General features: G+C 74.1%; 2 protein-coding genes. One reads left to right on the top strand and one right to left on the bottom strand.

Going from position 1 to position 25,215, the window contains the following annotated elements; translation table 11 throughout:
* Nucleotides 1-59 precede the first annotated feature (59 nt).
* A complete protein-coding gene (locus ACFCY1_RS12205) occupies nucleotides 60-24,953 on the bottom strand; it encodes an EndoU domain-containing protein (RefSeq protein ID WP_375874429.1) in 24,894 nt (8,297 codons plus the stop codon).
* On the opposite strand from ACFCY1_RS12205, the gene ACFCY1_RS12200 reads away from it, so the two are divergent.
* Nucleotides 24,952-25,215, top strand: a 264-nt coding sequence (locus ACFCY1_RS12200; RefSeq protein WP_375874428.1) for a hypothetical protein, incomplete at its 3' end; no start/stop codon positions are given. The two genes, ACFCY1_RS12205 and ACFCY1_RS12200, sit on opposite strands and share 2 nt — an antisense overlap.

Here is a 25,215-nt window from a genome sequence, read left to right as displayed (position 1 = left end):
TGGTGCCGGCCCCCGGGGGCGGGACGGCCGGGGCCGTCCCGCCGTTCCCACGGCCCCCGCTACAGGCCGCGCAGGGCATGGCGCACCGTCCTCACGTCGAAGCAGTCGTCACGGACGACGTGGGCCTCGTGGAAGATCCGGCCGGCGAGGAACTCGAGGTCCCCGTCGCCCGTCGGCACGCCCAGCAGGCGGCGCACGTCCTGGCCGATCAAGCGGTCGGCCAGTTCGTTCACCAGGGAGTTGGCCTCGTGCAGCGGGGTGGTCGCGGTGATCCGCGTCCGCGTCCGCGCGATCCTGGCCAGAACGTCCCGCACGGCGGCCCCGGTCGGGTCCGGCAGGGCGGAGACGGCGTCCCGCAGGCCGTCCAGGGACCGCTCGACCGCGGCCGGGTCCGGCGCGGGGTCGCGGAGCGGCTCCAGCAGGTCCAGCAGGGCGGCGGCCAGCTCGGCCCGGGCCTGCTCCGCCGCGGCGGCCTCCTCCCCCGGGTCCGCCGAGGAGCCGTGGAGGAGGTACCCGGCCCGGAGCAGCAGTCGGGCGTCCTCCTCGTGCGGGAGTTCGGCGAACAGCTCCGACGGCAGGGCCGCCACCAGCGCGTCCGCCTCGGCCAGCAGGTCCGCCGCCACGTGCTCGGGGGCGAGCCACTCCCGCAGCATCGGCAGCAGCCGGCCGCGCTCCTGGCGGTAGGCGCGGTTGAGCAGTGCGCGGACGGTGTCCCAGGGGATCCGGGACTCCCGCGGGTCCGACGGCGAACCGGCCCGGACGGCCGAACTCGCGTACGGGGGGCGGCCGGTGAGGCCGGTCCCGTCGAACCGCAGGCCCCCCAGCACGGGCAGCGGCGGCGGCCCGGCGGGGACCACCGGCGGCGGGGTCGCGGACACCGGGGCGGAGCCGGTGCTGGCCGGGGCGGCCTGGACCGCCGGGGCCGCACCGAAGGCAACCGGGGCCGCACCGAAGGCCGCCGGCGGCCGCACCGGCGGCACGGCGGCCGGGGTGACCGGGGCAACCGGGGCCGCTTCCACGACGGCCGGCTGCTCCTGCTCCGGCTCGACGGCCTCGTGCGGCCCGTCGTTCCCGGGCTCCCGGAGCTGCCACCCGGTGGCCGGGCGCAGCGCCATGAGTGCCGGCGGCTGCTGCCCGGCGGGGCGCGGTCGGCGCTGGTTCTCGAAGGTCTGGCCCGGCGTGCCCGCGAAGCGGACGATCCGGCCGTCCTCCAGCGTCACCCGGAGTTCCACCCCCGCGAACCGCCCGGTGACCGTGCCCGTCCGCCCGTCCCCCAGCTCGGCCAGGTGCTCCCGCGCGACCATGCGCGCCGCGTGCCCGCCCTCGGCGGCCGTCCACGCGGTGGGCAGTCCCCCGGGCCTCTCGGCTCCCTCGGCCCGCTCGTCCGCGAGGGCGAGCGCGCGAGCGAGGGCCGGGTCGAGGGCCGGCGCGTCGATGCCCGCCGCCTCCAGGTCCTGGAGGCGGGTACGGGTGGCCGGGCGCTCGCCCGTGCCCGGGGTCACCGGGGTGAGCAGCGGCGGCTCCGGCGCCGGCGTGCCGTGCAGTCCGGCGACCAGTTCCTCGGCCTCCTCCAGCCGCGACCGCAGCTGCCGCACGAAGGCGCTCGGGAAGGACGAGACCGGCGGCATCGCCTCCGGATCGTCCGCCTCGGGGACGAACCGGAGCCGGATGCGAACCGGCCGGCCGCCGGGCTGAGCCGTGGCCGGGAACAGCTCCGCGGCCTGCTCGTCGGCGAGCCGCTGGAGCCCGGCCCGCTCCTCGGCGGTCAGGTCGCCGTGGTCCCGCACCTGGACGACCAGTTCGGTGTCCGGCAGGCCGGCCCCGCCCGGCCGTACGCGGCGGTAGCCGATGGAGTAGTCGACGTCGTCCCGCACCAGGGGACGCTCCCAGACCGGGACCGCCCCGGCCCCGGTCTCCCGACGGGACCGCTGCCAGTCGGTGGGCCGGTGGACGAGGTGCCGCCCGTCCCGGGTGACGCCCTCGATCCACACGTCGTGGGCCACCCCGACCCAGCGCACGGCGCCGTCCGGCAGCACCTCCTCGAACAGCCTTTCCTGGTAGGCCCGGTCGACCCGCTCCAGGACGTCCTCGGACGCCCAGGAGACGGGGTAGAAGGTCCGGGCCTCCAGGTTCTCGGGGCGGCGCCACCGGGACGGGAACTCGCTCAGCGGCGAGCCGGGCGCGATCCCCGGGTCCAGGAAGTACACCGGCGCCCGGTAGGTCTCGTTGGCCCGCGGCGGCCGGACCGGCCCGAGGCTCAGGCCGTGGTCCGCCGGGTCCACCGCGAAGGCCCCGCCGACCCGGACGCGGTGGTGGAAGCCGGTGAGGGTGTGCCGGTCGCCGTAGCGGTTGAGGTCCTCGACCCGGTGGCCGAAGGACAGTGTGGCGGGGGCGGGGGCGGGGGCCGTCGCGGTGAGCCCGGACTGGTCCTCGGCGGGGCGGAAGGAGATGAACTCCCCGGACCGGATCCGGCCTTCGATGCGCACGCCGTCGTACTCGCCGACCCAGCGCTGCGCGAGGTCTCCGCGCCCGCTGATCCCGCCGGTGCGGCGGGCGTGCAGGTAGGCCTGCCGCGCCGCGTACACCGCGTCCTCGGCCGTCCAGTGCGCGGGGAACATCGTCCGGTACCGGTCCAGCGCCGCTTCGCCCGCGTCGGCGCGGTACGTGCCGTTGGGGTTCGCCGCGCCGACCCGGGGCAGCCTGCGCCGCCCCGACTCCGCCGGCGGGGTCAGGTACCCGCCCGTCCGGTCCGGCCCGTCGAAGAGCGCGGTCCGCAGCGCGTCCTCGCCGAAGGCGGCCCGCACCGGGAACTCCCCGGCCGGCACCGGCCGGAGGTCCGTCCGGAAGACCCGGTCGAGGACCGCGCCCAGCTCGTTCAGGTTGTGCGGCCGGAGCGAGACCACCGGGTTCGTGACGCCCAGCTCCACCGGGTGCCCGGCGTCGTACCAGACCCGGCCGTAGATGTCGCTCCCGGGCGCGGTCATCAGACCCAACTCCGGGTGGACGGGCCGCGGGCCGGCCCCTTGGCGCCGGTACTCGTCGGCCAGGCCGAGCAGGTGGCCGACCTCGTGGCCGATCACCCTCGGCGGGGAGTCCACGCCCCAGTGCTGGGCGTGCTCCTGCGAGGTGTAGGAGCGCACCTCGACGACGTGGTGGGCGCTCTCCCGGTCGACGAACCGGATCGCGACCTCCAGCAGGCTGCCGTCGGGCAGCCGCAGCCCCTGGCCGAAGACGTCCCGGACGCCCGCCTCGGCGTTGAGCCGCACCCGGTCGAGGTCCCGCTCGGCCTCGGCGCGGCTGCCCGTCAGGCCGTCGGCCTCCAGGTGGACCCGCACCGTCAGGACGGTGCGGGTGTCCCCGTCGGCGTCCACCACCCGCCGGACCTCGTACGACTGGATGAACTGGGCCTGGAGCGAGCGCAGGAAGCGGCGGACCGGCGGACGCACCTCCGCCGTGGCCAGCACCCGTACCGGCTCGGCCGGTTCGGTCGCGTCGAAGCGCTGCCCCGGCTCGGCCCAGTAGTCGATGATCTGCCGGTTGCGGACCAGCAGCCTGATCCGGACGTCACCGTAGGCGCCGGTGAGGATCTCATCCCGGCCACGGCCGCTCGCCGCGCCGTTCTGCTGCTCGTACACCCACAGGGCCGCGTGGCGGGTCTGCTCCCGGGTCCATTCCGGGGGCAGACCGGTGCCGCCCTCCCGCCTGGCCTGCTCGCCGAACACGCGCAGCTGGTCCGGGGTGAGCACCGGGGCCCCGTCGAGCGACGGGACGTCGACCGCGCCGGCGCCCGGCGCGTGGGCGGGCGCCACCAGGCCGCGCTGGTCGGCGGCCGGGCGGAAGGCGGTGACCGTCCCGTCCTCGTCCGACCTGCCCTCGATCCGGACGCCCTCGTACACGCCCTGCCAGAAGATCCCGTTCTCGGTCACCCGGAAGGTCTCGTTGCGGACCGCGTCGACGGCCGCCTGCTCGACGGCGTACCGGGCCTCGGCGGCGGTCCAGTGCTCGGGGAACAGGGTGCGCCGGCCCGCGCCGGTCTCCACCAGCAGGGTGCCGTTGGCGTGACGGCGCACCAGCTCCAGCTGTTCGGCCCCCTCCTCGCCGATGGCCGACGGCAGGTGGCCGCCCCGCGTCCCGACGGCCGGGCCGAGTTCGGCCTCCAGGACGCCGTCGGCGAACTCCGTCCGGGGCGACTCGCCGTCCTCGGTGTCGTGCCCGAGGCGGCCCAGCCGGTCGTCCGCGAGCTCGCCGAGTTCGCGCAGGACGCGGACCGACGGCGCCGGGACGACGTGGGTCGTGCCGCCGCCCGCGTACTCCGTGACGGAGATGCCGAAGGCCCGGCCCAGCTGGTGGACCAGCGCGTCCCGGGAGATCTCCAGGTGCCAGTTCCCGGCGTCCTGGGCGACGCTCCGCTCGTGCAGGAGCACCGTCCGGTGCGGATCGCCGGTGGCGTCCACGAACTCCACCCGCACCAGCAGCGGGGTGCCGTCCGGGAGCCTGGTGCGGTTGTCGAACCGCGCGGCGGCGTCCCGGATCCGCGCGCCCAGCGCGGCGACCCTGGCCCGGGCGTCCTCCCCGGTCAGGCCGGAGCCGTCCAGGTGGACGCGCAGGACGAGGACGGTGACGTCCTCGCCGCCCGGTACGAGCGGGCCGCGCCGGAGCTCGAACGGCTGCGCCGCCGGGTCGTCCGGTACGGCCTCGGCCGAGGCGTGGCCCGGCAGCAGCGCCGTCGCCGGGTCCTGCGCCGGCTGCGGGATCGCGCCGGCGGGCGCGGAGGACGAGGACGACGAGGAGGAGGACTCGGGGGCGTGGCGCGGGCCGGCCGGGAAGAGCAGGCCCTGGCCGGACGGCTCGGGGACGGCCTTGGTGAACTGGGCCGGGACACTCCGGTCCGGCAGGCCGCGGAAGTCCACGATCCGCCCGTTCTCGGTCCGGACCTCGATCGGGACGCCGTTGAAACGGCCCTTCACGAGCTCGCGCCGCCGGCCGCGCCAGCCGGCGAGCACCTGGAGCGCCGCGTACCTGCCCTCGCCCGGCGTCCAGCCGGACGGCAGTCCCCGCCCGGCGTTCCCCGCGAGCGTCGGGGCGAAGGCCCCGTCGATCATCCACTGCTGCCCCGCCATCTCGGTGACGGTGGCCGGGCGGGTGCCCGTTCCGGGTGCCGCGGGCTCCGCCAACTCCGGTTCGACGAGCGCCCGCTGTCCGTACCCGGCCTGCTTCCTGGCGGTGGCCGTGGCCGGGCCCGCGCTGCCCGCGACCGTCGCGGAGAACCCGGGCGTCAACGCCCCGGCCACACCGGGCAGGAGCACGTCCAGCCCGGCGCCGTCGGGGACGGAGTCCGCCCCGGCCACCGCGCCCGGAAGGGCGTCCGCCTCCGTGTCGACGAAGTCGAGGGTCAGCAGGACCGGCGGGTCGCCGGCGGCGCGGTGCTGCCGGACGAAGTCGTCGGCGGCCCGCTGGAGCCGCTTGCGGGCGTCCGCGACCGCCGCGGGCGTGGCGCCCGCCGCGACCCGCAGGTGCACCGGTGCCGAGACCTCGATGCCCAGCTGTCCGTCCACCGTCCGGACGCGGCGGCCGCGCAGGCCGGGCCCGGTGGACGCCGCCGGGGGCGCGTACCAGTCGGTGAGCGGCTGCCGGGCGGTCGGACGGTGCGTCAGGTGCCGGCCGTCCCGGGTGATCCCCTCGATCCGCACGCCGTCGGCCTCGCCCACCCAGCGCACGGCGCCGGAGTCCAGCGGCTCGGAGGTGTGCCGGGCCGCGTACGCCCGCTCCACGGCGGACAGGACGCGCGACGGCGTCCACGCCTTCGGGTAGAGGGTGTGGGTCTCCCCGTCCGCGTGCTGGTGCCACCGCGACGGGAACTTCGCCATCGGGGCGCCGGGGGTCACGGCCGCGTCGAGGAACCAGACGTCGGCCCGGTAGGTGCCGTTGCCGTTCTCCGCGAGCACCGAGCCCACCTTGACGCCGTGCGCCGTGGCGGCCGTCCTCTCCGGCTCGGCGTGGACGCCGGTGAGGGTCTGCCGGTCGCCGTACCGGACGAGGTCCTCGACCCGGGCGCCGAAGGCCCCACCGGTCGGGCGCCACGGCATGTACGCCGGGGTGTCCAGCCCGCTCTGGTCGTCGGAGGGACGGAAGGAGACGAACTCCCCCGCCCGGATCCGGCCCTCGATCCGCACCCCGCCGTACTCGCCGACCCAGTGGTGGGAGTGCAGGCCGGTCGCGGTGACCCGGCCGGTACGCAGGGCGTGCTGGTACGCCTGCTCGGCGGCGTACACCGCGTCGTCCGCCGTCCAGTGCTCGGGGAACACCGTCCGGTTCCGGCGCGGGCCGGGCAGGTCGCCGGCCAGGGCGCCGACCTGCGTGGCCGCCGCGTCGGCGGGCCCGCCGACCACCTTGAACGTCCCGTTGCGCTCCTGCGACCCCGGCACCCGCTCCGGCCGGGGGCGCGTCGACCCCCGCGGCGGCACCAGGTGGCCGTCCCGCCCGCCCGGACCGCCGTACAGGGCGCGCCGCAGCACCTCCTCGCGGAACCGGGCCCGGGTCGGCGCGTCGCCGACCGGCGTCGGGCCGCGGTCCTCGCCGAAGGCCTCGTCCACCACCCCGCCGAGCTGCCGCAGGTTGCGGGCGGCCGGCGGCGCGAAGGGGGCGAGGATCTCCAGCGGGCCCTCGTGGAGGTGGTTCATGTCCAGCCAGGGGCGTCCGAACCGGTCGGTCTGGCGGCCGCCCATGATCCCGCTGTCGTCCGGATGGATCGGCCGGGGCGTGGAACCCGCCTCCCGGTACTCGTCGTCCAGGCCGAGCAGGTGGCCGATCTCGTGGGCGATCGTCCGCGCCCCGGTGTTCAGGCCCCAGGTCCGGTGGTTGGCCCGGTCCTGGCGCTCCCGGACGGCGACCGTGTGGTGCGCCGTGGACCGGTCGGGGACGAACTCGACCTCGACCCGCAGCAGATCGCCGCTGGGCAGCCGCTGCCCGGTGTTGTAGACCTTCTCGACCCCCTCCCGGCCCGCCTCCCGGAGAGCCTCCACGGCCGCGGCCGTCGGCCCGTCCGCGAGGTCCAGCTTCGCTTCGAGGTCCAGGTACAGCCGGACGGTCAGCACCGTCTCGGTGTCCCCGTCCGGCAGCCGGACCCGGCGGGCGTCGAAGGACTCCAGCTCCCGGGCGGTGATGGCCCGGATGAAGGCGTCCTGGGGCGGCCTGACCTCCTGCGCGGGGACCAGCACCGCCTCGGTGCCGGCCACCGGGGCGGTCAGCTGCGGCCGCAGCTTCTGGTGCGGCTCGCCCCAGACGTCGGTGATGACGCCGTCCTCGACCCGGACGTTCAGCCGCACCCCGGCGAACCGGCCGCGGCGGACCTCGGGGGCCGGACGGCCCGCGGCCGCCTCGCCGACGACCTCGGCCGTCCCCGTCCGCAGCACGTGGTGGGCGGCGTACCGGGCCTCGGCGGTGCCCCACTCCGGGGGCAGCCCCCGGCCGGGGCGGTCCCAGGCCGGAGCCGTGAACGACGGGCGCAGCCCGGCCGTCCAGTCCCCGCCGACGTGGACCTCCCGCACCGGCGGGGACTTGCGCAGCTGCGTCCCCGTCACGAACTCCAGGTCGACCGTTCCGGCCGCCTCCCTGAACTGCCGCGGCAGCACCTGCGCCAGGCTCGGCACCGCGCCCGGCGCGACCGGGAGCGTGGTGACGCCGTCGCCCGCCTCCTCGGTGAACTCCACGCCCACGTTCAGCAGCCGGTCGAAGGCCCCGACCTGCTGCCCGGCCGTGAAGTCGGCCATGAGCGTCCGCACCTGCTGCCGCACCGCGTCCAGCTCGGCGGGCGTCATGCCCGCGGATGGCTCCAGGTGCAGCCGGACGGTGAACTCGAAGCCGTCCTGCCCGCTGTCGAACCGCACCCGCTGGAGCAGTACGCCCGGGTACCCGAACAGGTCGACCCGGTCGCCCCGGCCGACCACCGCCTCCTCCTGCCACGCCGCGTACGGCGCGGGGGAGTTGGGGAGCGGGTGGTGGTACAGGATGTAGCCCTGCTGGTCCAGGACCGCCTCGACCCACAGGCTCCCGGACCAGCCGACCGCCCGGTCCAGGCCGTCCGGCCCCGGCGCGACGCTCGGATTGTTCCGCATCGCCGCCTGGACGTGCCGCAGGACCGTGTCGGCGCTCCAGTCCTCCGGGTAGTACGTCCACTCCGGCGCCATCACCGGCCGCTGCCAGGCGGCCGGGAACCGCGTGATCTGCGCCCCCGGGACCGCCGTCGGCTTCAGCTGCCAGCCGCCGTGGTCCCGCACGACCCCGTTGGGGTCGGTCTGCGGGCCCGGGCCGGGGCGCGGCGTACGGTCGGGGCGGAGCGGCTCGGCCGCCGTCCCCTGGGCGGTCGTGAAGGGCTGCCAGCCGGGGAAGTTCGCCGGGTCCGTCGCCGCGGGCGGCTGCGGCGCGGCCTGCTGCTGGGGCGTGCCGCGGGTCGGCGCGGTGGTGCCGGCCGTCATGCCGTCGGTGCCTCCGGTGCCGCCGGTCGGCGCGTGGAACTGCCGGCCGGGTGCCTGACCGGCCTGGCCGTCGGCCGTCTCCTCCTGTCCGGTCGTCTCCTCCTCTTCGGTCACCTGCTGCTGCCCCGCCGGTGCCGCGGTGGGCACCGTCGCGGCGGGCGGCGGCACGTCCTCGGGCCGCAGCATGCGCACCCGTTCGACGCCCGGCCTGGGCTTGGCCTCCTCCACCCTGACCAGCAGGCTGTCGGACCACGGCGGGAGGGCGACCGGAGCGCCGACCGGCTTCGTCGCCCCGTCGTACTTCTGGACGGTGCGCCACTGCACCCGTTCCCTCAGCTCGGGGTGGTGCGCCAGGAAGCCGATCACCGTGTCCCAGAGCAGGTCGGGCCGCGGGTGCCGGGCGACCCGCGCGGCCACCTCGCTCAGCGCCAGCTTCCCGCTCTGGTAGGAGAGTTCGCGGATCAGCGTGTTGATGATGCGACGGGCCGCCAGCAGCGTGGCCTCGCGGTCGGGCACCTCGGGCAACTGGACGGCCGCCGCCGGCCGCTCCCGCGGCACCCAGGTGTTCCCGGTGCCGATCTCGAAGATCTCCGAGGGGACCAGCGGGAGCGCTTCAGGGCCATCGAGCCCCAGGCCGTGCGCCAGGTCCGCCCAGATGTTGACACCGGTCCCGCTCAGGTACAGGACCGCGTTCTTCTCCCCGTCGTCCGTGTGGCGCTGCGCCTCGGCGGGGACCTTCCCCACCCACTCCTCCGCCTCCTCGAACTCCTCGGCGGTGATGTGCGCCCGGTCGCGGGACTGGAAGTACATCCCGCGGACGGTGTTCTCGTGCGAGCTGCGCAGGTAGTTACGGCGCAGCACCTCCAGGTGCTGCTCCACACCCGGGTGCCTGGCCGGGGCGATCAGCACCGCGTTCGCCATGCCCGCGTTGCCGACCTTCGCGACGGCGAAGCTCCGCCGGGCGTTGACGATCCGCTCGACCACCGGGGCGGGGTCGGCCTGGAGCCGGTTGTCGCCGTCGGTGTAGACCCCGCCGAACCGGCGGAGAACCTCCAGTCGCAGGATGTCGCTGGCCGAGGCGTACCCCTGCCCCAGACCCTTGGCGGTCTCCATCTTGTAGGCCGCTTCGAGGCTCATCGGCGCCTCGGCCGAGAAGACCTCGTCGACGTTGACCAGCACCACGTTCCCGTGCGGTCGGGTCCCCGCCCACGCCACCATGGCGCGTACGGTGGCGAGTTCGGGCGTGTCCCGGTCCGTCCCCGCGGCCGCCCTGGCCTCGGCGACCCGCGCACGGGTGACGTCCGTCCAGATCACATGGGTGAATCCCTGGCCGAGACCGTCGGCCGAGTCCTGCACGTTGGTCATGAACGGACCGGTGTGCTCGTTGTCCATCGACAGCGGGCCGCCCAGCCAGATCGAGTGCACCAGGCGGGGAATCCGCACCCGCTTCCGCCCGAACGCCGGACCGGTACTCCGCGACATCGTCTGGAACCGTCCGGACTCGACGACCGAACCCTGCTCCAGACCCAGGGCCTCCGGGGCGAGCCCCTCGGCCGTCGGCGCCGTTCCGCTCGCCAGGTCCAGCGCCCGGAAGAACGCCACCCGGGACTCGGACTTCAACTTCCCGTAGTCGTACCCCTGGAGGAACTCCGGGGCGGCCGGGACGACCCGGTCACCGAACACGTCCGGACCCAGCAGACCCACCGGCGCCACCGACGCCTGCGGAACCCCGGGCATCAGGCCGATCAGCTCGTCGATCAAATCCTGGGCCGAGAAACGGAGTTCCGGCTGCACGACGACCTGCACCGGCACCGACGGCTGGGCAGACCCCGATCCCGGTCCCTCTCCCTGGTTCCCGGGGTACTGGGGCCGCCGCGAACGCGCGATCGCCTCCTCCAGATCAAGCCGCTCCAGGTTGTCCAGGTCCTCCTCGGCGGCCTCGTCGACCCTGCCCTTGCCCTTGTCCGTACGGGAGTTCGAGGCCGGGAGCTCGTCCTCCTCCTCGCCCTCGACGCCCGTCATCGCGACGTCCGTCGAACTCTGCGACGGCACCAGGGGAACGCTGGCACGCGGCGCCGGGCCCGCCTCGGAGGCGCCCACCGACTCGTCCGAGACCTGGGCGGACTCAACGCCGTTCGGGGTGAAGCGGATCCAGACACCCGGCGTGCCATCGGCGGCCGGATACATCAGGAACCCGGCATCAGCGTCCAGGTCGGTCGACAGCGCCGCGATCCTCCCGGTCGGCGCCCACACCACCCGACCGGTAGCGTTCGCCACCTCCTGCGCCAGCGACAACCCGCCGTCCGAAGCGGGCAGCGCCGCGTCACACGCGGCCAGCACGATCTCGTCACCCGCCGCCAACTGCTGAATGCTGGGCCTGCGCCGCAGCGTCCGGGCCAGCCCCGTCGCGGTGACCTTCACCGTACCGACCGGACCGGACAGCGGCAGCACCGCGAAGTCCCGGTTGCCGTGCAGCAGCGCGAGATAGCGCCGCCCACCGCCAGTGCCCCACGGCACCTTCCGGTACCCCGTGACCTCACGCCCCTGCCCGTCGACCTCCAGCAGCCACCGCCGCCCCAGGTCGAAGTTCCTCAACACCTCACGCCGCTGCGCGAGTTCGTCCTCCGTGTGGAACGCCCGACCCTGCGGAAGGCCCGAACCCGGCGCCGCGATCGTCAGACTCCGGACATCACCCAACCGCACACTGCCGCCACCGACCAGCGGCAGCTCCAGGTCCACATCCCACAACTCACCCGGCTCGACCGTGTCCGGCACCTCCGGCACACCGACCACCGGCGTCTCGGAGTCCGACGCCGAGCCCCCGGACTGGTCCGCCATCGGACGGGAACGCCCGAACAGGTTCTTCCAGCGCGACGGAGCCGAGGACTTGACCTTGGACCACAGGGCGTCGAGGCCCCCCTGCACCTCGCGCAGGGCCCCGAGCGCGGCGGCCAACTGCTCCTGCTCCTCCGGCAGCAGTCGCTCCAGCCCGTTCGGCGGCTCGGCCACCTGCGCGGTCGCGACCTTGTCCCGTTCGCCCCCGTACGCCCGGTGCAAGCGCTGCCGCAGGCTCAGGGCCAACTCGTAGGCGTCCACCAGCCTCCGCCCGAGGCTCGGCGACAGCACCTTCCCCTCGATCAGCTCCTGCAACCGATCGCCGGTGCTGAGCCGCCACGGCGTCTCCGGCTTCGCCACCGCCCGGTACGCGGCATAGAGGTGACGCGTGGCGACCGTCAACTGCCGCATGAAGTCGGCCTTGACGTCCACGCTGGTCACCTGCGCCAGCGCCTCCGGGCGCTGGAGGTCGGCGAACGCCTCCCGCAGGGCGAGCCACTCCACCTCGGGGACGATGCGGCCGCCGCGCTCCTCCGCGAACCTCCGGAAGAGCTCCCGCTGGCCCTCGCTCGACGTGACGGCGGCGAGGGCCCCGGTGAGCTGCGCCAGCTCGATCAGCCGGGTGTCGTGCATGACACCGTGCTTGGGCCCCGGCTCATCTCCCGGAGCGGCGAGCGAGAACTCCAGGACGGCCTCCGGGTCGAAGACCGCCAGATTGGGGTTGAACCACATGGTGTCGGCCTGGAACGGTGCCGGCACCGTCCCGTTCACCGGCAGGAACGCGCGCGCCAGGTCCAGCCAGCCCGCCGCCAGGTTGGTCAGCGACCCCAGCCACACCGCGTCCGCCTGGGAGCCGAGCAGCCCGAAGTCCAGGTCGGCGGCCGGCGTCAGGTCCGTGCGACCGTAGCCCGCCACCGCCACCACCGCGTACGGCGCCGTCGGAACGCCCCGCATCGACTCACGGGCCCACACGACCGCATCCGTGAGAATCCCGTCGGCGAACGCGGTCAACCGCCGGGCGAGGTCACGCGGAGACTCCCCCGCGACCGTCACCGGCACCTCGTCCCGGATCTGCTGTGCCGCGAGGAGGGCCGTCAGCAACAGCGCCACCATCGGCTGCTCACCCGGCCGCAGACCGTCCCGCAACGCCTGCGCCAGCAACCGGAGCACATCCAGACGCTGCGCCTGCGCCAGGCCGGCGAACGGCTGCTGGAAAGCACCCATCTGCAACGCCCGGCCGACGCCCTGCCGGTCCTCCGCACTCGCACCACTCGCGTCCAGCGCAGCAGCCAGGTCGTCCAGGCGCGCGCCGATCGCGGCCCGCTCCCCCTCACCCTCGCCTGCGGCGACCAACTGCTCGCGGGCCCGGTCCAGGTCGGTCACCGCCGGGACCACGCCATCGACGGACTGGGTGGGGACCTGGAGCAGCCCCACGACGGGCACCGTCGGGGTGGGCGGCAGCACCTCCTCGGGCGCCACCATGCGCACCCGTTCGACATCCGACCCGGCGGTGACCCCCGCCACCGGCTCGGACGCGGGCACCAGGAGACCGGCGGACCACGGCGGGAGCGCCACCGGCTGGTCGGCCGGCCCGGTTCCCGCGCCGACCTTCCGGACGGTGCGCCACCGCACCAGGTCCCGCAGCTCGGGGTGCCGGGCCAGGAACCCGATCACCGTGTCCCACAGCAGCTCGGGCCGCGGGTGCCGGGCGACCCTCGCCGCCACCTCGCTCAGCGCCAGCTTCCCGTTCTGGTACACCAGTTCACGGATCAGCGTGTTGATGATGCGACGGGCCGCCAGCAGCGTCGCCGCGCGGTCGGGCACCTCGGGCAACTGGACGCCCGCCACAGCCGACGGCCTCGGCGGCACCCAGGTGTTCCCGACCCCGATCTCGAACACGCCCCGCTCGACCACGGGAAGCGCACCGGGGCCGCTGAGCCCCAGGCCGTGCGCCAGGTCCGCCCAGATGTTGACACCGGTCCCGCTCAGGTGGAGGACCGCGTCCTTCTCGTTCTCCTCCGTGTGGTTCTGGACCCAGACCGGGGGCCCCGCCACCACGTCCGCCTGCTGGAAGTTGGCCTCGGTGTTGTCCTCCTGCCCCCGGGGCCGGAAGTACTCCCCGCGGAAGGTGTTCTGGTGCGAGCTGCGCTGGTAGTTGCTTCGCAGCACCCTGAGGTGCTCCTGCACGGCCGTGTTCCCGGCCGGGGCGATCAGCACCGCGTTCGCCAGGCCGCCCCTGGCGGTCGTGCCGTTCCTGGCGCCCGGCGCATCCGCCAGACTGGCCGTGGCGACGGCGAAGTGCCGCTTGGAGTCGGCGATCCTCCTGACCTCGGGAACGGGGTTCTTCAACAGCCGGTTGTCGCCGTCGGTGTAGACCCCGCCGAACCGGTCCAGGACCTCCAGCCGCAGGATGTCGCTCGCCGAGGCGTACCCCTGCCCCAACCCCTTGGCGGTCTCCATCTTGTAGGCCGCTTCGAGGCTCATCGGCGCCTCGGAGGAGAAGACCTCGTCGACGTTGACCAGCACCACGTTCCGGTGCGTCCGGCTCCTCGCCCACGCCACCATCGCCCGTACGGTGGCGAGTTCGGGCGTGTCGCCGTCCGTCCCCAGGGCCGCCGCGGCCTCGGCGACCCGCGCACGGGTGACGTCCGTCCAGATCACATGGGTGAACTCCCGGCCGAGACCGTCGGCCGATTCCTGCACGTTCGCCATGAAGGGGCCGGTGTGCGCGTTGCCCGCCGACAACGGACCGCCCAGCCAGATCGAGTGCACCAGCTGCGGAATGCGCACCCGCTTCGGCAGGTGCATCGACCCCGACCTGCGCCGCACCGTCTGGAGCGCCCCGGACTCGATGACGGACTCCGGGTCCTGGCCCAGAGCCTTCGGGGCGAGCCCCTCGGCCGTCGGCGTCGCCGCCTCGCTCGCCAGGTCCAGCGCCCGGAAGAACGCCGTCCGGGACTCCGACTTCAACTGGTTGTAGCCGTACCCCTGGAGGAACTCCGGGGCGGGCGGGACCACCCGGTCGCCGAACAGGTCCGGCCCCAGCATGGCCTCCAGCGGATCCGCAGGCGCCGCCGGCGCCTGCGGGCCGCCGGGCATCAGGCTGACCAGCTCGTCGATCAACTCCTGGGCCGTGAAGGGCGGTTCCGGTGCCTGCGCCTGCGCCTGGGCCGACCCTTCTCCCTGATTCTCGGGGAGCTGGGGCTGCTCCTCCACGACGTCCGTCGTCGCGACGTCCGTCGAGCTCTGGGACGGCACCTGGGGAGCCGTGCCACGCGACACCGGGCCCGCCTCGGAAGCGCCCACCGACTCGTCCGAGACCTGGGCGGTCTCAACACCGTTCGGGGTGAAGCGGATCCAGACACCCGGCGTGCCATCGGCCGCCGGGTACATCAGGAACCCGGCGTCCGCGTCCAGGTCGGTCGACAGCGCCGCGATCTTCCCCGTCGGCGCCCACACCACCCGGCCGGTAGCGTTCGCCACCTCCTGCGCCAACGACGGCCCACCGTCCGAGGCCGGCAGCGCCGCGTCACACGCGGCCAGCACGATCTCGTCACCCGCCGCCAGTTGCTGGACACTCGGCCGGCGCCGCAGCGTCCGGGCCAGCCCCGTCGCGGTGACCTTCACCGTACCGACCGGGCCGGACAGCGGCAGGACCGCGAAGTCCCGGTTCCCGTGCACCAACGCGAGGTAACGCCGCCCACCCGTTCCCCACGGCACCTTCCGGTACCCGGTGACCTCCTGGCCCTGCCCGTCGACCTCCAGCAGCCAACGCCGCCCCAGGTCGAAACTCCTCAACACCTCACGCCGCTGCGTGAGTTCGTCCTCCGTGTGGAACGCCCGACCCTGCGGAAGGCCCGTCCCCGGTGCCACGATGGTCAAGCTCTGGACGTCACCGAGGCGCACACTGCCGCCACCGACCAGCGGCAGCTCCAGCTCCGCGTCCCACAACTCGGCCGGCTCGACCGTGTCCGGCACCAGGCCGACGGACTGGTCCGCCACCGGACGGCGCCCGAACAGGTTCTTCCAGCGCGACGGAGCCTGGGCCGGGGGCCTGACCTTGACCCACAGGGCGTCGAGGCTCCCCTCCAGATCACGCAGGGCCCCGAGCGCGACGGCCAACTGCTCCTGCTCCTGCGGCAGCAGGCGCTCCAGCCCGTTCAGCGGCCCGGCCGCCGCCACCGTCGCGACCTTGTCCTGCTCACCCCCGTACGCCCGGTGCAGCCGCTGCCGCAGACTCAGGGCCAACCTGTAGGCGTCCACCAGCCTCTGGCCGAGCGCCGCCGGCAGCACCCGCGCCGTGATCAGCTCCTCCAGCCGCTCGCCGGTGCTGAGCCGCCACTCCGTCTCCGGCTTCGCCACCGCCCGGTAAGCGGCATAGAGGTGCCGCGTGGCGACCGTCAACTGCCGCATGAAGTCGGCCTTGACGTCGACGGTGTTCGCCTGCGCCAGCGTCTCCGGACGCCGGAGGCGGTCGAACGCCTCCCGCAGGGCGATCCACTCCACCTCGGGGTCGAGGCGCAGGCCCCGCTCCTCCGTGAACGTCCGGAACAGCCCCCGCTGGCCCTCCGACGACGTGACGGCGGCGAGGGCACCGGGCAGCGGCGCCAGCTCGATCAGCCGCGTGTCGTGCATGACACCGTGTGTGGGCCCCGGCTCACCTCCCGGACCGGCGAGCGCGAACTCCAGCACGGCCTCCGGGTCGAAGACCACCAGGTTGGGGTTGAACCACAGGATGTCGGCCTGGAACGGCGCCGACACCGTCCCGTTCACCGGCAGGAACTGGCGGGCCAGGTCCAGCCAGCCCGCCGCCAGCTTGGTCAGCGACTCCAGCCACACCGCGTCCTGCTGGGAACCGAGCAGACCGAAGTCCAGGTCGGCGGCCGGCGTCAGATCGGTACGGCCGTAACCGGCCACCGCCACCACCGCGTACGGCGCGGTGGCCTCACCCCGCATCGACTCACGGGCCCAGGCGACCGCATCCACCATGATGCCGTCGGCGAACCCGGTCAACCGCCTGGCGAGGTCACGCGGGGACTCCCCCGCGGCCGCCACCGGCACCTCGTCCCGGATCTGCTGAGCCGCGAGGAGCACCGTCACCAGCAGCGCCACCATCGGCTGCGCCCCGGGCCGCAGACCGTCCAGCAGGGCCTGGGCCAGCAGCTGGAGCACGCCCAGACGCTGCGTCTGCCCCAGGTCGGCGAAGGCCTGCTGGAAGGGCCCCATCTGCAAGGCCGTGCCGACGCCCTGCCGGTCCTCCGCGCTCGCGCCGCTCCCGTCCAAGGCCGCGACCAGCCGGTCCAGGCCCGCACCGATCGCGGCCCGCTCCCCCGCATCCGCACCCACGGCGACCAGCAGTTCACGGGCCCGGTCCAGCTCGGACTGCTCCTGAACGACGGTCTCCACCACCGTGGCGACGCCGTCGACGGACTGGGTGGGAACCTGGAGCAGCCCCGCCGCGGGTACCGTCGAGGCGGGCGGCGCCACAGTCTCGGGCGCCACCATGCGCACCCGCTCGACGCCCGCCCTGGGCTTGGCCTCCTCCACCCTGACCAGCAGGCTGTCGGACCACGGCGGGAGGACGACCGGACTGCCGGTCGGCTTCGTCGCCCCGTCAAGCTTCTGGACGGTGCGCCACTGCACCCGTTCCCGCAGCTCGGGGTGGTGCGCCAGGAAGCCGATCACCGTGTCCCAGAGCAGATCGGGCCGCGGGTGCCGGGCGACCCGCGCGGCCACCTCGCTCAGCGCCAACTTTCCGCTCTGGTAGGAGAGTTCGCGGATCAGCGTGTTGATGATGCGACGGGCCGCCAGCAGCGTGGCCTCGCGGTCGGGCACCTCGGGCAGCTGGACGGCCGCCGCCGGCTGCTCCCGCGGCACCCAGGTGTTCCCGGTGCCGATCTCGAAGATCTCCGAGGTGACCAGCGGGAGCGCGTCGGGGCCCTTGAGCCCCAGGCCGTGCGCCAGGTCCGCCCAGATGTTGACACCGGTCCCGCTCAGGTACAGGACCGCGTTCTTCTCCCCGTCGTCCGTGTGGCGCGTCGGCTCGCCAGGGTCCGTCTTCACCCACGTCTTCGCCTCCCGGAAGTCGGCACCGGAAATGTGCGACGGCTTCCGGGACTGGAAGTACACCCCGCGGACGGTGTTCTCGTTCGAGCGGCGCAGGTAGTTACGGCGCAGTACCTCCAGGTGCTGCCGCACGGCCCGGTGTCCGGCCGGGGCGATCAGCACCGCGTTCGCCAGGCCGCCCTTGGAGGTCCTGGTGGTCTTTGTGAACCCGGTGGTCGTACCGATCGTGCTGGTCGTGGCGCTCGGCACCGTGGTCGCGGCACTGGCCCTGGCGACGGCGAAGCCCTGCTCGGACTCGACGATCCGCCGGACCTCGGGGTCCAGGTCCTTCAACAGCCGGTTGTCGCCGTCGGTGTAGACCCCGCCGAACCGGTTCAGGACCTCCAGTCGCAGGATGTCGCTCGCCGAGGCGTACCCCTGCCCGAGACCCTTGGCGGTCTCCATCTTGAAGGCCGCCTCCAGGCCCATCGGAGCCTCGGCCGAGAACACCTCGTCGACGTTGACCAGCACCACGTTGTGGTTCGGCCGGCTCCTCGCCCAATCCACCATGGCGCGCACGGTGGCGAGTTCGGCCGGACCGTCGTCCGTCCCCGCGGCCGCCGCGGCCTCGGCCTCGGCGACCCGCGCACGGGTGACGTCCGTCCAGATCACATGCGTGAACCCCTCGCCGAGACCGTCCGCCGAGTGCTGCACATTGGTCATGAAGGGACCGGTGTGCTCGTTGTCCATCGACAGCGGGCCACCCAGCCAGATCGAGTGCACCAGCCGCGGAATGCGCACCGGCTTCGGCAGGTGAATCGGGCCCGACCTGCGCGGCATCGTCTGGGACTGGTCGGACTCGACGACCGACCCCGAGTGCAGGCCCAGGGTATCCGGGGTGAGCTCCTGGGCGGTCGGCGCGGTCTCGCGCGCCAGGTCCAGCGCCCGGAGGAACCCCACCCGGGACCGCGACTTCAACTTCCGGTAGTCGTAACCCCGGAGGAACTCCGGCGCGACCGGAACGATCCGGTCGCCGAACACGTCCGGACCCAGCAGACCCACCGGCGCCACCGACGCCTGCGGAGCCCCGGGCATCAGGTCGATCAGCTCGTTGATCAACTCCTGTGCCGTGAAGGGCGCCTCCGGTTGCATGACGGTCGACACCTGGGCCTGGACAGACCCCGACCCCTCGCCCTGGTTCCCGGGGTGCTGGGGCTGCTGCGACCACGCGAACCCCTCCGCCGGATCCAGCTCTTCCAGGTCGTCCAGTTCCTCCAGGTCGTCCGCGTCCTCCTCGGACTCGGACTGTTCCTCCTCGGAGTCCTCGACGCCCGTCATCACGACGCCCGTCGAACTCTGCGACGGTGCCATCGGAGCCGTGCCACGCGGCACCGGGCCCACCTCGGACACGCCCGCCGGGTGCGACTCCTCCGAGTCCTGGGAGGGATCGACACCATTGGGCGTGAAGCGGATCCAGGCACCCGGGGTGCCGTCGGCGGCCGGGTACATCAGGAAGCCCGCGTCCGCGTCCAGGTCGGTCGACAGCGCCGCGATCTTCCCGGTCGGCGCCCACACCACCCGACCGGTAGCGTTGGCCACCTCCTGCGCCAGCGAGGGCCCGCCATCCGAAGCGGGCAGCGCCGCGTCGCACGCGGCCAGCACGATCTCGTCACCCGCCGCCAACTGCTGAATGCTGGGCCTGCGCCGCAACGTCCGGGCCAGACCCGTCGCCGTGACCTTCACCGTACCGACCGGACCGGACAGCGGCAGCACCGCGAAGTCCCGGTTGCCGTGCAGCAGCGCGAGGTAACGCCGACCGCCCGTCCCCCACGGCACCTTCCGGTACCCGGTGACCACACGTCCCTGCCCGTCGACCTCCAGCAGCCACCGCCGCCCCAGGTCGAAGTTCCTCAACACCTCACGCCGCTGCGCGAGTTCGTCCTCCGCGTGGAACGCCCGACCCTGCGGAAGACCCGTCTCCGGCGCCACGATGGTCAGGCTCTGCACATCGCCCAGCCGCACACTGCCGCCACCGACCAGCGGCAGCTCCAGATCCGCGTCCCACAACTCACCCGGCTCGACCGTGTCCGGCACCAGGCCGACGGACTGGTCCGCCACCGGACGGCGCCCGAACAGGGTCTTCCAGCGCGACGGCGCCGAGGACTGAACCTTGGACCACAGGGCGCCGAGGCTCCCCTGCACCTCGTGCAGCACCCCGATCGCGGCCGCCAACTGCTCCTGCTCCTCCGGCAGCAGACGCTCCAGCCCGTTCGGCGGCTCGGCCACCTGCGCCGTCGCGACCTCGTCCCGCTCACCCCCGTACGCCTGGTGCAACCGCTGCCGCAGACTCAGGCCCAGCACATAGGCGTCCACCAGCTGTCGGCCGAGCGGCCCCGACAGCACCTTCCCCGCGATCAGCTCCTCCAGCCGCTCGCCGGTGCTGAGCCGCCACGGCGTCTCCGGCTTCGCCACCGCCCGGTACGCGGCATAGAGGTGCCGTGTGGCGACGGTCAGTTGGCGCATCAAGCCGGTCTTGACGTTGACGCTGTCCACCTGCGCCAGAGTCTCCGGACGCGGGAGGCCGACGAGCGACTCCCGCAGGGCGGCCCACTCCACCTCGGCGTCGCCGCGCCCGCTCCGCTCCTGGGCGAACCTCCGGAAGAGCTCCCGCTGGCCCTCGTGCGACGTGACGGCGGCGAGGGCACCGGTGAGCGGCGCCAGCTCGATCAACCGCGTGTCGTGCATGACACCGTGCTTGGGCGTCAGCTCGTCCGCCGAAGCGGCGAGCGCGTGCTCCAGCACGGCCTCCGGGTCGAAGACCGCCAGGTTGGGGTTGAACCACATGATGTCGGCCTGGAACGGCGCCGCCGCCGACCCGTTCACCGGCAGGAACTGGCGGGCCAGGTCCAGCCAGCCCGCCGCCAGGTTGGTCAGCGACCGCAGCCAGGCCGCGTCCGCCTGGGCGCCGAGCAGGCCGAAGTCCAGGTCGGCGGCCGGCGTCAGGTCGGTGCGGCCGTAGCCCGCCACCGCCACCACCGCGTACGGCGCGGTCGCCTCACCCCGCATCGACTCACGGGCCCAGGCGACCGCGCCCGCCATGATGCCGTCGGCGAACCCGGTCAACCGCCTGGCGAGGTCACGCGGAGACTCCCCCGCAGCCGCCACCGGCACCTCGTCCCGGATCTGCTGAGCCGCGAGGAGCACTGTCACCAGCAGTGCCAGCATCGGCTGCGCCCCGGGCTCCAGCCCGTCCCGCAGCGCCTGCGCCAGCAGCCGGAGCACCTCCAGACGCTGCGTCTGCCCCAGGTCGGCGAACGCCTGCTGGAAAGCACCCATCTGCAAGGCCGTGCCGACACCCTGCCGGGCCTCCGCACCCGCACCGATCTCGTCCAGCGCCGCGACCAGGTCGTCCAGGCGCGCGCCGATCGCGGCCCGCTCCCCCTCACCCGCACCCACGGCGACCAGCTGTTCGCGGGCCCGGTCCAGGTCGGTCACCGCCGGGACCACACCGTCGACGGCCTGGGTGGGGACCTGGAGCACCCCCGTCGCGGCGGGCGGCGGCACCTCCTCGGGCGCCAGCATGCGCACCCGCTCGACACCCCGCCCGGTCTTGATCCCCTCGACCTCCCCGGGCTCGGGCACCAGGAGGCCGGCGGACCACGGCGGGAGCGGCACCGGGGCGCCGATCGGCCTCGTCCCCGCGTCGTACTTCTGGACGGTGCGCCACTGCACCCGCGTCCGCAGCTCGGGGTGGCCGGCCAGGAAGCCGATCACCGTGTCCCACAGCAACTCGGGCTGCGGGTGCCGGGCGACCCGCGCGGCCACCTCGCTCAGAGCCAACTTACCGCTCTGGTAGGAGAGTTCGCGGATCAACGTGTTGATGATGTTCCGGGCCGCCAGCAGTGTCGCCGCGCGGTCGGGCGCCTCGGGCTGCTGGTCGCCCTCCGCCGGCTCCGCCTCCGCGGCCGGCTGCTCGCGCGGCACCCAGGTGTTCCCGACCCCGATCTCGAACACACCCGGCTCGACCACCGGGAGCCTGCCGGGGCCCTTGAGCCCCAGGCCGTGCGCCAGGTCCGCCCAGATGTTGATGCCGGTCCCGCTCAGATAGAGGACCGCGTTCTTGTCCCGCTCCTCCGTGTGGCCCTGCACCCAGACGGGGTCCTCCCCCGCCATCTTGTCCGCCTCGCGGAAGTCGGTCTTGGACACGGACATCCGGTCCAGGTACTGGAAGTAGCCTCCGCGGACGGTGTTCTCGTGCGAGCTGCGCAGGTAGTTGCGGCGCAGCACCTCCAGGTGCTGCCGCACGGCGCGGTGCCCGGCCGGGGCGATCAGCACCGCGTTCGCCATGCCGGCGTTGCCGACCTTGGCGACGGCGAAGCCCTGGTCGGATTCGACGATCCGCCGGACCGCCGGGGTGGGGTCGGTCCGGAGGCGGTTGTCGCCGTCGGTGTAGATCCCGCCGAACCGGCCGAGGACCTCCAGTCGCAGGATGTCGCTCGCCGAGGCGTACCCCTGCCCGAGGCGCTTCGCCGTCTCCATCTTGTAGGCCGCTTCGAGGCCCATCGGCGCCTCGGCCGAGAAGACCTCGTCGACGTTGACCAGCACCACGTTCCCGCGCGGCCGGGTCCCCGCCCACGTCACCATCGCCCGTACGGTGGCGAGTTCGGGCGTGTCGTCGCCCGTCCCCTCGGCCGCCCTGGCCTCGGCGACCCGGGCACGGGTGACATCCGTCCAGATCACATGGGTGAACTCCTGGCCCGGACCGTCCGCCGAGTCCTGCACATTGGTCATGAACGGACCCGTGTGCTCGTTGTCCGCCGACAGCGGACCACCCAGCCAGATCGAGTGCACCAGCCGCGGAATGCGCACCCACTTCCGCAGAAACCCCGAACCGGTACTCCGCGACATCGTCCGGATCCCACTGGACTCGACGACCGACTCCGGGTGCTGGCCCAGCGTCTCCGGGGCGAGCCCCTCGGCCGTCGGCGCGGTCGCGCGCGCCAGGTCCAGCGCCCGGAAGAACGCCACCCGGGACTCCGACTTCAACTGCCGGTAGTCGTAGCCCTGGAGGAACTCCGGAGCGGGCGGAACGACCCGGTCACCGAACACGTCCGGACCCAGCAGACCCGCCGGCGCCTGGGGAACCCCGGGCATCAGGCCGACCAGCTCGTCGATCAACTCCTGCGCCGTGAACGGCGCCTCCGGCTGCGCGACGACGGGCACCTCCGGCTGAGTCGACGCCGACCCCTCCGCCGGGGAGACCTCGTCGAGGGCCTGCGTGGGGACCTGGAGGAGCTTCGCCTTGGCCTCGGGCGTCAGCGCCGACCCGGTCCGGCTCCCGGACGCGGCCGACGCCGAGGTGATCGGCCCCCCGCCCCCGCTCGACTCCTGCCGGAGCCGCGTCGACAGCTCGATCGCCGCCGCCAGCTCGCGGGCCTCCCGGGCCTCCATCTGCGCCCAGGTCTCGTCCGGGTTCGGAGCCCGCAGAACCGTGATCTCCTCCTCGGGCTCCTTCACGACGGCCTCGACGGGCTTGCCGGGCTTGCCGGCCTCGACAGTCTCAACCGGCTCGACGGCCAGGCCCTTGCCCTTGCCCCCGACCGGTCCGGTCTTCGAGACGGCGGACGCCTCTGCCTCGAAGGCGACCCTCCCGCCGGGCCGCTCCGGAAGGTTCCGGGGGAACCTCGGCATGAGGCCCTGCCGAGCCAACGAGCCCACGTTGATGCCGAGTTCGCGCGCCAGCTCGTGCCAGGCCTCGGCCTCGGCGGCCACCAGGTGGGGTGCCAGGTAGCGGTCCATCGCCTCGAAGTCCGCCGGCCCCGTGTACTCGCGCATGGGCCTGCGCAGCGCGGCATCGGCCCGCTGGGTGATCCGGGCCCTGGCCTCGGCGAAGGAGATCTCCCCGATCGTCCCGGAGTTCCCACCCGACTTGTCCCGCAGGTCCTGCAACAGCTCCCGCCACCGGGCATCCTCGGCGGCCGCCGCCTCCGCTCGCCGGCGGTCGGCCCGGGCCTCGGCCTCCGCGACCTGCGCCTTCGTCCGCTCGGACGCCTCCCGCTCGGCAGCGGCCCGCTCCCGCCGCTCCGCGGCCACCTCCGCCCGCCGCTCCGCCTGCTTCTCCGCCGCCTGGCGCGCCTCCTCGGCACGCTGCTCCGTCAGCTTCCGGGTCTCCGGGTCCTGCCGCTTGTGCTCCAGCCAGCGGTCCATGACCTCCGCGTGCTTCTGCGCCGTCAGCCGGGCCTCCTCGCCCCGCACCTCCGGCGAAGGCTTCTCCGGCACCCGGGGCCGGGCAGCCGATCCGGCGCCGGGCTTCTCCACCGCCGCCGCATCGGCCTCGGCCTTGGGCGTCACCCAAGCCTTCCCGGCGGCCTCCCGCTTCGTCGCGGCCTCCCGCATCTCCGACGGCGACTTGACCCGCTCCGACGAACCCGAACCCCCCACCACCGCACCGGACTTCTCGGACGCCCCAGCAGGCTCCTCACCCTTGGGCGTCACCCAAGCCTTCCCCGCAGCCTCCCGCTTCGTCGCGGCCTCCCGCATCTCCGACGGCGACTTGACCCGCTCCGACGAACCCGAACCCCCCACCGCCGCACCGGACTTCTCGGACGCCCCAGCAGGCTCCTCACCCTTGGGCGTCACCCAAGCCTTCCCCGCAGCCTCCCGCTTCGCCGCGGCCTCCCGCTTGTCCGTCAACTCCGCCGACGACTTGACCCGCTCCGACGAACCCGAACCCTCAACCCCCGCACCGGACTTCGCCTTCGTCCCAGCAGGCTCCTCACCCTTGGGCGTCACCCAATCCTTCCCCGCGGCCTCCCGCTTCGCCGCGGCCTCCCGCTTGTCCGTCAACTCCGTCAACTCCGCCGACGACTTGACCCGCTCCGACGAACCCGAACCCTCCACCCCCGCACCGGACTTCGCCTTCGCCCCCGCGTTGCCGGCCTCGGCCCCCGCACCCGCCTTCGCCGCTGCCGCCGCATCGGCCTCGGCCTTGGCCTTGGCGATCCGGGCGTTCGCCGCGGTCTCCTGCTTCGCCGCCAGCTCCGACTGCGGACCCCGGCTATTCGTCGATGTCTCCGCGTTCGGGAACTCCTGCTGGGATCCGCTCCGCGGGCCGGTTCGGTTCGACGCTCCGGCGTCCTCGGAGACCCGCGCCCCCCCGCCGAGACGATCGCCCCGGCCGGAGAAGGGCTCCGTCTTGCTCACGGGCTTCTCGGTGGACGATCCGACCTTGGTCGAGCCGCCCGCCCCCGATTCGGTCGGCTTGGCCTCGGTGACGGTCTTCACGTTGGAGCCGCCGGGTCGCATCCCCGACTCCGAGGTGCTGCTCCTCGGCCCCGCCCCGTCCTGGGGGCCATCGGCGAGGGTCCTCACCTTCTCGGGACCGAACGGCCGCACGGTGGGCTTCTTCGGCGCCGAGCCCTCGGACTTCGTCGTCGTCCCCTCCTGCCGGCCGCTCTGCCGCGTCTGGTCCGGGGTGGGCCGGTCCCCCTTGCCCGGGGCCTCGCCCGCGGAGGGCTTCTGCTTCGACCCGTCGGTGCCGCCCTCGTGCTCCCTCGGCGAGGGGGTGTCCGCGTCCCCCGACTTCTTGAGGTCGTCCATGGTCGTCGACCTGCGGTCGCCCGAATCCCGGGACACCCACTTCTCACCGGGCTTGCCGTCCAACGTGGACCCGGTGCCCCGGTCGACCAGCGGCTTCTCCTTCGGCGACCCGCCCTTCACCGGACCATCCGCCGGCAGGTCGTTCACGGTCATCGACCTGCGATCGCCCGAATCCCGGGACACCCACTTCTCACCGGGCTTCCCGTCCAACGTGGACCCGGAACCCCGGTCGACCAGCGGCTTCTCCTTCGACGACCCACCC

It is taken from the genome of Kitasatospora sp. NPDC056273, assembly GCF_042268845.1.
GTDB lineage: Bacteria > Actinomycetota > Actinomycetes > Streptomycetales > Streptomycetaceae > Kitasatospora.
The sequence above is the reverse complement of the archived record's forward strand: the minus strand, read 5'-3'. Positions and strand labels throughout refer to the sequence as shown.